Raw genomic sequence first — 11,930 nt, 5'->3', positions numbered from 1 at the left:
GGTCAGGAAGACCTTTGGTACAGCCTTTGTGCTGTGGAGCGTGTCCAGAGAAGTGGCCTGGTGCTTACATGCTGCTGCCTGGCAGCCGGGTCTAGGTTGTGATCCTGGCATACACCGCGAAGAACAGCGCCAGCTCGCCCATGATCAGCACATTCGGAACATGGATTACGAGATCCAGCACGTAGAAGCAGATCAGGATAGCGGTGAGCAGCGCCAGATGCTTAACCCCCAGCCGGTGCTGCTTATGTCTGTAGACATGGAAGACCAGTGTGGTCGAAGCGAAGTAGAGCAGGACTGAGCCGAAGAGCAGATTCAGCATCAGGTCATAATGAAGCTTATTCAGGAAGAGCAGCTGGATCGATGCGGCAAGCATACATAACGACAGATAGATAAACAGATGTCCGTAGATAATGGTCTGTCCGGCTGTTTGAATATGCATATCGACCTTCTTCTCCAGGTTGTCATAATACTGCCACCACATCGCGATAATCAGCACGAAGGTGAGGGCGGCGAAGCCGACAGATTGTCCGGTCCAGGTACTGGACTGCAGTACGGCAAGAATGCTGACAACAGATTCACCCAGGAGAATTAAAGCGAACAGTGAGAACCGCTCCAGCAGATGATGCGTATTGGCGGGAGTCTTCACAAGAATCCGCCGGCCGGTCAGCGGGAGGATAATATCCAGCGCAATCCCGGCGTACAGCACGGCATACCGGAGCCAGGAATCGAAGAACAGCGAACACGCCGAAATCACCAGTCCGATCCAAAAGCGTGTTCCCAAATAACGGGCAGTATTCCGCAGATGGCCGCTTTCTTTGGAATGTGCGTAGTGATACTGGACGGCGGTCATGATCCGGAGTCCGAGATAGCCAATCAGAAACGGCAGATAGTTGGCATCGAAATCCACAGACAGGCTGGCTGTCATAATCAGCACGAAGAATAATTGGATGATCAGAAAAATCCGGTGCGCCACCGTATCCTGTCCATAACGGTTGACGAAAAGCGTCTGGCCTACCCAGGCCCACCAAATCGGAATGAAGATCAGTACGAATTTGCCCAGTGTCTCCAGAGAGAGAACCTCGTCTTCTACATGCAGAAGCACATGGCTGGCCTTGGAGACCGCAGCGACAAACAGCAAATCATAGAAGAGCTCCAGCCAGGTTACTTTTTTGATAATCATTCTGCAAGTCTCCTTTGCCGTATGTTTACCGGAGCAGTCCGGTTAACAAGTATAATAAAGGCTCTGGATAGAAGAAGGCAAGACAGCAGGTGATTAATCCAGGTTCATTCCGGCGGCAATTGACCTGGGCTGCGCTCTCACGGATAATATAGAGGTTCATATTCTTTACAGGATCGGGGTAGAAGCATGTCATATCGTAATATGGAAGAATGCATTATTGACTTGGAGAAGCACGGGCATTTAATTCGCATACATGAGGAAGTTGACCCGCATCTGGAGATGGCGGCGATCCATATGAAGGTCTATGAAGCGGGCGGTCCCGCGCTGCTGTTCGAGAATGTCCGGGGCTCAAAGTACCGTGCGGTATCGAATCTGTTCGGAACGATCGAGCGCAGCAAATTCATCTTCCGGGATACCTGGCAATCCTCCCAGGATGTTATCGCTTTGCGCAGCAATCCCATGAAGGCGCTAAAGCAGCCTTTTAAATACATTGGAACCGCCCTTGCAGCCAGAAAAGCACTTCCGCTGAAGAAACAGGGCAGTGCTCCTGCCGGTTTCGAGGAGATTCAAATCTCCGATCTTCCCCAGATCAAGCACTGGCAGGGAGACGGAGGGGCATTTGTCACGCTTCCGCAGGTGTATTCGGAAGATCCGGACAAGCCGGGGATCATGAACTCCAATCTCGGGATGTACCGGATTCAGCTTAGCGGCAATGAGTACGAGATGAACAAGGAGGTCGGTGTGCATTACCAGATTCACCGCGGCATCGGCATACATCAGTCCCAGGCCAATAAACGCGGCGAGCCGCTCAAGGTGAGCTGCTTCATCGGCGGGCCTCCGGCGCATACGCTGTCGGCGGTGATGCCGCTGCCGGAGGGCCTCAGCGAGATGACCTTTGCCGGGCTGCTGGCCGGACGCCATTTCCGCTACACCTATGTGGACGGATTCTGCATCAGCAGTGATGCCGATTTCGTAATTACCGGAGAGATCCATCCCGGTGAGACGAAGCCGGAAGGTCCGTTCGGAGATCATCTGGGCTACTACAGCCTGACCCACCCGTTTCCTGTGATGAGAGTGCATAAGGTCTACGCCAAGCGAGGGGCCATCTTCCCGTTCACGGTCGTCGGCCGTCCGCCGCAGGAAGACACCGCCTTCGGAGAATTGATTCATGAGCTGACGGGCGGGGCAATTCAGTCTGAGGTTCCCGGCGTTAAGGAAGTACATGCCGTAGATGCCTCGGGAGTGCATCCGCTGCTATTCGCCATCGGCAGTGAACGCTATACGCCTTATCAGCAGCTTAAGCAGCCGGCGGAGCTGCTGACCATTGCCAACCGGATTCTCGGAACCGGACAGCTCAGTCTGGCGAAATATCTGTTCATCACTGCAGAAGAGGACCAGCCGGTCAGCACGCATGATATTGAAGGTTTCCTGACGTATATCCTGGAGCGGATTAATCTGCACCGCGATATTCATTTCCAGACGAATACCACCATAGATACACTGGATTATTCCGGCACCGGAATCAACAGCGGCAGTAAGGTGGTATTCGCTGCGGTAGGCGGGCAGAAGCGGAGCCTATGCACGGAAGTGCCTGGGATTCTGCAGGCACAGCAGAGCTGGGGACCGGCGGTGATGATTATGCCGGGTGTTGTGGCGCTGCAAGGCAAGCCGTTCGCGGATTATCAGTCAGCCGCAGAGGAAATCGCCGGCCTGTGTGCCGCCATTGCAGAGCAGGGGCCGCCCGATTCCTGCCCGATGATCATTCTGTGCGACGACAGCGGGTTCATGTCGGAGCATCTGAACAATTTCCTGTGGGCGACCTTTACGCGGAGCAATCCTTCCCATGATATCCACGGGGTGAACAGCAGGGTAGAGCATAAGCACTGGGCCTGCGATAATATCATTATCGATGCCCGGGTGAAGCCGCATCAGGCACCGCCGTTAATCCCCGACCCTGAGGTGCAGAAGAATATACAGCGGGTATTTGCTCCCGGAGCCAGCCTGGGCGGTATGCGGGGATAGAATGGGGCTTACTCCCTGACGGGCACCTCGACTTTAATGTATTCACCTTCACTGTTTAAGACGGCGATTGCTTCTGCTGTAGGGATATCATTAATGGCGTATAACTTGCTGCCTTCAGAGAAAGTAGTGGAGAAGTTGTTGGGAGTATCTGCGATAGGCTCCAGGGACTGCAATGTGATTTCGCCGATTTGTTCCCCTACATCAGTAACCTGCGTTTTCGTAATTTGATAAATCCGGTCATTCCATTTGACACATGGAAAGGCAATGGACCCCGCAGTGCGGACCTCTACGTATTGACTAGAGGGACCCGGCTGCGGGGTTTGTACTTCTTGGCCGGCAGATGAGCAGGCAGCGAGGAAAATTACGCTTGCGGCAACAATGAACTTCTTCATTCGTCTGGTTTACTCCTTTCAGTAAGCTTTTAGATGGAAAAACGTCACTTAATTATCTTGGCGATACCCAAACAGTAACATTAACTGGAAAAACATCACTTAATTCTGCCCATATCTCCGATATCCCGCAAGATGGGTTAAATTAAGTGTTGTTTATCCAACTGCAGCTCCATTTAGGAAGATTTCCCCGGAATTAGTTGACGTTTATCCACTTGTTAGCTTGTCTTGAATTTGTTTTATTCACTCTCGCTGTCAGGCAGTGTATAGGTATGCACAGTTTCTTTGCTGCCGTCCAGATAGTTAACCGTGAAGGTGAACACATTGCCCTCACGTTTGGTGAACTTAATATGGTCCCCGGGGAACATATAATCTATTTGCTCCACATCAAGCTGCCCTTCAGCACTAAGCAGCTCTTTGTACAGCAGGGTTTGCTCGCCGGTAGTACGATTGACGAGTGTCAGGAGGGCTGTATCCAGAGGGCGGACCAGCAGGACATCCTTGAAGACAGCTTCGACATTATAGTAGACATCTTTCGTGACGGTTGCGCCCATCAGGTGCGGTAAATCAATTGTTTCACTGACCGCTCCCGTTCCATCCTCAATCAGCCGCAAAGTCTGCCCGTCATTCAATACCAGCTTCCCCTCAGACCATTCGGCGGCTGTGCCGAAGGAGGTGTAGGTATCTATATGCCCCTGACGAATGACACTGCCATTTTTCAAAAGATAGGTGTAGTACCCGGCATGCAGATGCGGTTCGCCGTAAACATTGCTTACACGCAGCAAAGTCAGGCCTGCAGGTGTATGCTCGAAGGTGAAGTCAATAACATCCAGACCTCTGCCCAGCGTAGCAAGCTTGTGCTTCGTGTTCTGCTTGGTGGTGAGGTACAACTCACCGCTGTCAAGGGATAGGGAATACACTCCGCCCTCGAAGGTTTCCGAATAGCTGCGGTACATATGCAGATGATTGATCAGCAGAGTCTTCTTTGCAGAGTCCCACCGGACAGGTCCCCCTTCAAGTGCCGCTGCAATAAATTTAACAGGTACATACAGCTCTTGTTTTGACATATACGGAGTGCCGCCTAGCGGAACCTTCTGCCCGTCGAGCACACCGGTGGAGCTGCCCAGCTGCACACTGAAGCTTTTATTCCAGCCGCTGAATGCCGCAGTTTTAGCCGCATTGTTCCATAGGATCTCAATTCCGGTAGCTTTCACCAGATTGGCAGGCATGTAGGAGATTCCATTCTTGATCTGTGCGTTCCCCGCTGAACTCCCCGATATACCGCTCTCACTGCTATAGGTAAAGTAGATCTTTACCTCAGAAACAGACTTGGCGGAAGCCGGGACTGCAGGTGTGCCCGTTGCCATTGCAAGCGCAAGTGCGGGGAGGAGTAATATTTGCCGGGTAATCTTCATCGTTCCCATCCTTTCAATAAAAGCGTAATTGCCATGGCTCTGGCATTAATCTTCTGTTCCATATAGACGAATATATAGACGAATATAACCATGGAAGGTTTCGGGTGTTTGTAAAAATATGGACGAAGTGATGTTGAGTATGCCCAGTCTCCTGTGGATATGCTACTATGTTGTTTAGAGTGGCAGAATAGCGCTTTCATCCGAAAAGGAGCGAATCATATGACCAAAGAGCTTTGGCTTAATCTCCCTGTAAAGGATATTAACCGTTCGCGGGAATTCTTCGGCAAGCTGGGGTTTGCGTTTCATCCGCGGCATGAAGGCAGTGATGAGATGGCGGGACTAGTCATCGGGGATCAGAAAGTACTGGTGATGCTGGTTCCGGAAGCAACGTTCCGCAGATACACCGGGCAGGAGATTGCTGACACCTCTCAAGGGACAGAAGTTCTCTTCTCTATCGATGCTGCCAGCCGGGAGGAAGTAGACGAACTTGTCCGTAAGGCGGAGGAGGCGGGCGGACATGTTTTTGGCAGGCCGAAGGCGGCGGGCGGAGGCTGGATGTACGGCGCAGGCTTCGCTGATCCCGACGGACACCGCTGGAATGTGCTCTATATGGATATGGATCAGATACCCGAAAGTTGAAATTAGGGAAAGTATACACTGCATACAGGGGGAAACAAAGATGAATGTATTAGAAACGCAGCGGTTACTCTTACGGAGCTTCAGAGCAGAAGACGGGGACGATCTGCATGCCTATCTCTCGCAGGAAGAGGTTGTGAGATTCGAGCCTTACGGCGTATATGACCAGGCTGCAAGTAAGGCCGAGGCAGAGCGCCGGGCAACCGATCACGCCTTCTGGGCCGTATGTCTGAAGGACAGCGGCAGACTGATCGGGAACTTGTATTTCCAACAGCAGAACCCGCCGCAGTTTCAGACCTGGGAGCTGGGCTATGTGTTCAACAGTAACTATCAAGGAAAAGGCTATGCGGCAGAGGCTTGCCGTGAGCTGCTGGCGTACGGCTTCGGTACACTTGGAATCAGACGTGTAACCGCGCATTGTGATCCGGACAATCATCCGTCATGGCGGCTGCTGGAGCGGCTGAAGCTGCGCCGGGAGGGGCATTTTCTGCAGACAGGTTATTTCAAGCCTGATGAACAGGGCAACCCGGGATGGCATGATACCTATGCCTATGGTTTGCTTGGGAGTGAGTGGATGAGTATGAACCAAAGGGATGATGTTACCGGCAGATCGTTGTGAGGCTGGCGGGATACGTTCATTCCCTATACTAGATTCGTTTCCGGCAGGGTAGAGACTCTTAAGTAAGCACTAAGGGCATAAATGTTGTACGTTGTGCAGCTTTGATCCCTGAATATCTGCGTGTTCGGGAGGATTGTTGTAGGAAATACAACAATAGTTCTGCTAAACCGCCAAGTGGGGGAGAAATGTTGCATTTTCTACAACAATATTGGTTTTTGGACTGGTATAGTGAGGAGAATGTTGTATTACGTGCAGGATTTTACAAAATCTTCGAAGTATAGCCCCCACAGCCCCACTGTGTGGGGCTATTTCACGTATACGGCAGCGGCTTTACATTCAGTTTATGTAAATCTTCAAGTGAGCAAATACTCGTCTCCTATAGTAGTTAAAAAAGTAGTTAAAAAATAAACTATAGAGTACAGGAGTGACAATCACTTGAATTCATCCAGTAAAGCCATCCTTTCTCTTCTCCTCGCCGCAGAGCTTGCGGCCGGATCCGCATGGGGCGCAGGCCCGGTAGCCGCCGCCCCTTCGATACAGCCAGGCACTCCGTATAATGCTTCCGGCAGCTATGATGTTGCCGTTCCGCACATTGTCGTCAACCAGATTTACGGCGGCGGTGATGCCGGGACAACAGAGGGCTACTTCTCCAAAGGCTTCATTGAGCTATATAATCCTACAGATTCGGATGTGAATCTGAGCGGCTGGTCGGTGCAGTATTCCGATCCCGGCATGAACGGTGCCTGGAGCAAGCTTGCCCTGACAGGTACCATTAAAGCGCATGCCTCCTACCTTATTACGGACGGTAAATTGAATCCCGTCTATCAAAGTGACCTCAGCGGCAAGGGGGATCAGAGCTGGGACGAACTTCTTTTTAATAATAAAGGCATGAAGGTGGTCCTTCTTAGCAGTTCCGCTCTGCTGGAGAATGCTAATCCGTTCCTGGACAAGTCGCCGGCTTATGTAGATATGATCGGCACAGCTGGCAATGACAACGGTGCTACGATCGATGGCTATGAGGCGGATTATCCGACGGGCAAAACCGGCGGGACCTCCAAGCAAAAGTCAGTGCGACGTACGGATTACGTGGACACGGACAACAATAAAGCGGATTTTGCGCAGATTTCATTCGATAAGCTGGATGGGGCAGCGATGAATCAGCTGAAGCCGCATAACAGTGCCGATGGCGCCTGGGGGATAACGGCTCCTGCCCTGGGCATAGCGACCGCTTCCTTGCCTCAGGCGACTGCAGGGGCGCCCTATTCCGTATCGCTCTCGGTATATGGCGGAACACAGCCGTATTCCTACACGGCAGCGGGCCTGCCTGACGGGCTGAGCATAGACTCCGTATCCGGTGCAGTTAGCGGTACTCCGCTGAAATCCGGAACGGCAACGGTGAGTTTCTCTGTATACGACAGTGCAGCTCCTTCCAACAAGGCTGAAGCGATGCTCCCGCTGACGGTCCAACCTGAGGCTGCTCCGCCTACGGAGGATGTCATCAGCATCACCAAAATTGGCGGGTATGCGGTTGGTACGACCAGTGAGGATGGCGGTGTAGCCGAGATCATTAAGTACAACCGTGATAACGGGAGATTCTACCTTGTCAACGGCTCAACCCATCCGGCATCGGTGGACATCGTGAATCTGAAGGATGGCATTCACCCGGAGAAGGAAACCAGCATCAATGTGGAGCAGCTGTCAGAAACGGGGGGCTTCAGCTACGGTGACTTGACGAGTGTCGATATCAACACGGCCACCAAGCGGATTGCTGTTGCTGTACAGGAAGAAGATGCGCTGAAGAACGGTAAAGTGCTTGTGCTGGATTATGACGGCAGGCTGCTGGAACAATATGAAACCGGCGTACAGCCGGATATGCTCAAATATACGGAAGACGGCCGTTATATTCTTACGGCAGACGAGGCTGAACCCCGCACACTTGCGGGTGATCCCGAAGGCAGTGTAACGATCATCAATACGGCTACCAAAGCAGTGAACCTTGTGAAATTCGACGACCCCGCGGTTATTGATGACCTTGTGCATTTCCGTGGTGCTGTTGACCCTAAGACCAAGCTGATTACCGGGAAAGGGAGCAAGACGGATGCCATACGCGATCTGGAGCCGGAGTTCATCGAGCTGTCCGGGGATCAGGCAACAGCGTATGTCTCGCTTCAGGAGAATAACGCGATTGCCGCGGTTGATGTTGTCTACGGGAAGCTGTTGTGGGTCAAGGGCCTTGGATTCAAGGATTTAGGCAAGCCGGAGAATAAGCTTGATTTGTTAAATGACAACACGATCCATCTGGAGAATGTGCCGTTTAAAGGAGTCTACATGCCGGACGGCATCAGCCAATACACAGTAAACGGCAAAACCTATTTGTTCACAGCCAACGAAGGGGATGCCACCGAATGGGACAGCAAGGAGAATGCAACCAAGATCAGCAAAGTGAAAGGCCTGCTGAATCCGGATTCTGCTGCGGCCAAGTTCCTGAACGGCACCACGAAATATGACGGGGTAGAAGTGATGTCGGATATGGGCAATGAGGACATCTATCTGTACGGAGGCCGTTCTTTCTCAGTATGGGATGCGGCGGACATGACGCAGGTTTATGACAGCGGCAGCGATTTTGAGCAGATTACTTTGGAACGTCTGCCCGGCTATTTCAATGCAAGCAACAGCAACACGACACTTGACAGCCGCAGCTCCAAAAAAGGGCCGGAACCTGAATATGTCAAGGTAGGCATGGTCGGGAAAAGGGCGCTGGCCTTCACCGGACTAGAGCGTATCGGCGGTCTGATGACCTACGATGTAACCAATCCCGGGCAGCCGCAGTTTGTGAATTATATCAATTCCCGTGAATTCACGCCTAAGAATAATCTGGAGACCGACACCGGGCCGGAAGGGATTGATTTCATCCCGGCAACGGCCAGTCCGACCGGACTGCCGCTCGTGCTGGTCGCCAACGAGGTTGGGGGAACGGTTGCCGTCTACCAGCTGAACGTGACGAAAATTACACTGGACCAGTCCTCGCTGTCTCTGACAGCCGGAGGAACGGCAGCAGTGCTCAAGGCGACGGCCCAGGCCGGCGGAGGCACGGAGGGCACGCTCAGCTGGAGCTCTTCCAATGCTGCTGTCGCTTCTGTCGATCAGACAGGCAAAGTAACACCGCATGCCGCGGGAACAGCTGTTGTCTCGGTGTACAGTGCAGACGGCTACGGTGTAGCTGAATCTCAGGTGACGGTTGCGGCTGCTGGTCCGGTTGCCAGCTTACCGGGGGCGGGTTCTTCCGGTGGAAGCGGAGCCTCACCAGCTGCAGCAGGGGCTGCAAACGCAACTGCTGCAGTTACTATAGAAGGCGGAAAAGCTGTCATGGAACTGAAGGGACAAGCTGATGCAGAAGGCAAACTCAGCTTGTCGGTAACCGCTGCTGAAGTGGCAGCAGCACTTGAGACCCTGAAGACTTCAAGTGCAAGGGAGCTTGTATTGCATATCATTTCGGGTCATGCGGCCGAAGCGGTGTTGCTGAAGATTCCAGCCGCAGCATGGGCTCAGATTGCCGGCAGTTCACTGGAGGCAGTGAGTGTGACCGGAGGACCCGGTACAGTTACCTTCGACCGGGCTGCCTTCTCCGCCATTCATGCGGCGGCAGGCAACGAAGATATCAGCCTGACCCTTGCCAAAGCCGAGCTCGGCAGTACCTTGACCGGTCAGGAAGGGGCAGGTTCAGCCAGCATCATTGGCAGCCGGCCGGTGCTAAGTCTGATGGTTCAGGCCGGAACGCAGACGCTTTCGAGCTTCGGTGAAGGTAAGGTGGAAGTTAGCATCCCTTATACACTGGCGTCCGGTGAAGATGCCAATGCGGTTGCTGCCTATCAGGTGAGCGCAGGCGGCGAGCTGGTTGTCCTTCCGGGCAGCAGCTATGATCCGGGGAACGGCCTGCTCTCCTTCCGCACGAATCATTTCTCGGTGTACGCGGTTGGCTACAATAAGCTTGCATTCGTGGATACGGCTAGCAGTTATGCCAAGGATTCCATTACGTACCTTGCGGCACGCGGCATTGTTACCGGGGTCTCCGCCGAGAACTTTGGCCTGAAAGACAAGCTGAGCCGCGGCGATGCCGCGCTGCTCCTGGCCCGTCTGGCCGGGGCAGAGCTGGAGTCCTCAGCTGCCGGCAGCTTTACGGATGTGAAGCCGGGGGACTATTATGCGGCCGCTGTGGATTGGGCGAATCAGAGCGGAATTGTCCAAGGAACGGGAGACGGAAGATTTGAGCCCAAGGCACCGGTCACACGCGAGCAGCTTGCCGTGATGATGATCCGTTTGTCAGATTCATTAAAATGGAGTCTGCCGGCAAACGGCGGCTCAGCGGCCTTTGCAGATCAGCAGACGATTAGCCCTTATGCAGTGGAAGCCGCAGCTGCTGCAGTGCAGGCCGGCATTCTTTCCGGTCAGGCGAGCGCTGACGGCAGTGTCAGCTTCGCACCGAAGGCAGCCGCTACACGTGAGGAAACGGCGCATATGTTAGCCAAACTGCTCAAAGCAGTGCAGTAATAAACCATTTTAAATGATTCCTGAGGGGTGTTTAGAGGCCGTGAAGCGGCTTCTGGACACCCCTCTCGCCGTTGATGGGAGCAGTTAGATGCATCATGGAAAAATCCGGGGCTTCAGGATAAGCTACAAGGGACATATGAAGATGAGGATGGAGCGTGGAGCTGACCATGAAGATTAATCGTTTGCTGGGCATCGTAGTCTATCTGCTCAACCGGGAGACCGTCAGCGGGCGGGTGCTGGCCGGGAAGTTCGAGGTCTCGGCGCGGACCATTCAGCGGGACATTGAAGCGATCAGTCTGGCCGGGATTCCCGTAGGTTCGCTGCAGGGGCTGAACGGGGGCTACTACATCATGGACAGCTTCAAGATGAACAGGCAGCTGCTTCAGCCGCAGGACTATGCGTACATTCTGGCAGCGCTGAGAGGTTTCGTGTCCGGCTATGACAGCAGGCAGGCTCAGGATACGGTGGAGAAAATGGTTGCGCTGTCGCCGGATAATGCGGCGACAGCGCAAGCTTTTCAGCTGAATCTCGGGGTGCTTCAGGAGGGTGTGGGGACCGGCGAAACCATCGCTGTACTTGAACAAGCCATCCGTGAGAAACATGCTGTCCAGTTCCTGTATACGAATGCCCATCTCAAGGCTTCCTGCAAACGGGTAGAACCGCTGCTGTTGACGTACAAGTGGTATGCCTGGTATTTATTTGCCTATTGCTGTGAGCAGGAGGATTACCGCCTGTTCCGGTTGTCGCGGATGCGTGATATCTTGCCTCTGCCTGAACCATTCACTGCGGTTCACCGGGATGCGGAGCTGCTGCTGGCTGGGCATGGTGACAACCGGGTCTATATACATATTAAGCTACTCTGTCCGGTAGAGTACCGGGTACTGCTGGAAGAGGCTTTGCCGAATGCCAGATTGCTGGAAACACGCGGGCAGAAGCTGGTGATGGGCTTTACGGTACCCGGGGAGGAGCAGGGCTGGTTCGGCATTATCCTGCAGCACAGCCATCAAGTCACTGTTCTGGAACCGGAGTCACTCCGGGAGAAGCTGCTGGCCAGGGCCAGAATGATTCTGGATACCTATAGCTGAATGGCGACATAATGCTGTCTAATATAGCCCTCTATA

At 53.3% G+C, this 11,930-nt stretch carries 8 protein-coding genes; 5 read left to right on the top strand and 3 right to left on the bottom strand.

Translation table 11 applies throughout. The features are described from left to right. Window positions 1-91: 91 nt before the first annotated feature. Window positions 92-1,180: a low temperature requirement protein A gene (locus NSU14_RS20170; RefSeq protein WP_042135514.1), complete on the bottom strand. Its 1,089-nt coding sequence runs from the start codon at window positions 1,178-1,180 to the stop codon at window positions 92-94. Window positions 1,181-1,366: 186 nt separating this feature from the next. Between NSU14_RS20170 and NSU14_RS20165 the strand changes: the two genes are divergently transcribed. Further along, on the top strand, window positions 1,367-3,202 hold the full coding sequence (locus NSU14_RS20165; protein ID WP_340947032.1) for a UbiD family decarboxylase: 1,836 nt from the start codon (window positions 1,367-1,369) through the stop codon (window positions 3,200-3,202). Between the two features lie 8 nt (window positions 3,203-3,210). Here the strand turns inward: NSU14_RS20165 and NSU14_RS20160 are convergent, their stop codons facing one another. Continuing rightward, window positions 3,211-3,594 carry a hypothetical protein gene (locus NSU14_RS20160; RefSeq protein WP_336102430.1) on the bottom strand — a complete coding sequence of 128 codons (384 nt, stop codon included), beginning with the start codon at window positions 3,592-3,594 and terminating at the stop codon, window positions 3,211-3,213. A 236-nt stretch (window positions 3,595-3,830) separates the two neighbouring features. Next, complete coding sequence (locus tag NSU14_RS20155) at window positions 3,831-5,006, bottom strand: copper amine oxidase N-terminal domain-containing protein (RefSeq protein WP_231575327.1); 1,176 nt, start codon at window positions 5,004-5,006, stop codon at window positions 3,831-3,833. A 219-nt stretch (window positions 5,007-5,225) separates the two neighbouring features. On the opposite strand from NSU14_RS20155, the gene NSU14_RS20150 reads away from it, so the two are divergent. The 4 genes from NSU14_RS20150 to NSU14_RS20135 all read left to right on the top strand — a co-directional run bounded on the left by NSU14_RS20150 (window position 5,226) and on the right by NSU14_RS20135 (window position 11,894). Continuing rightward, entirely contained in the window at window positions 5,226-5,645 is a 420-nt protein-coding gene (locus NSU14_RS20150; RefSeq protein ID WP_340947028.1) for a VOC family protein, read from the top strand. 40 nt (window positions 5,646-5,685) lie between these two features. After that, on the top strand, window positions 5,686-6,261 hold the full coding sequence (locus NSU14_RS20145; protein WP_340947026.1) for a GNAT family N-acetyltransferase: 576 nt from the start codon (window positions 5,686-5,688) through the stop codon (window positions 6,259-6,261). 435 nt (window positions 6,262-6,696) lie between these two features. Continuing rightward, window positions 6,697-10,809 carry a choice-of-anchor I family protein gene (locus tag NSU14_RS20140; protein ID WP_340947023.1) on the top strand — a complete coding sequence of 1,371 codons (4,113 nt, stop codon included), beginning with the start codon at window positions 6,697-6,699 and terminating at the stop codon, window positions 10,807-10,809. A 167-nt stretch (window positions 10,810-10,976) separates the two neighbouring features. Then, a complete protein-coding gene (locus tag NSU14_RS20135) occupies window positions 10,977-11,894 on the top strand; it encodes a helix-turn-helix transcriptional regulator (RefSeq protein WP_340947021.1) in 918 nt (305 codons plus the stop codon). Window positions 11,895-11,930: the final 36 nt, after the last annotated feature.

The sequence above is a fragment of the Paenibacillus sp. FSL R10-2771 genome (genome assembly GCF_038000205.1).
Lineage (GTDB): Bacteria > Bacillota > Bacilli > Paenibacillales > Paenibacillaceae > Paenibacillus_AQ > Paenibacillus_AQ phytohabitans.
The sequence above is the reverse complement of the archived record's forward strand: the minus strand, read 5'-3'. Positions and strand labels throughout refer to the sequence as shown.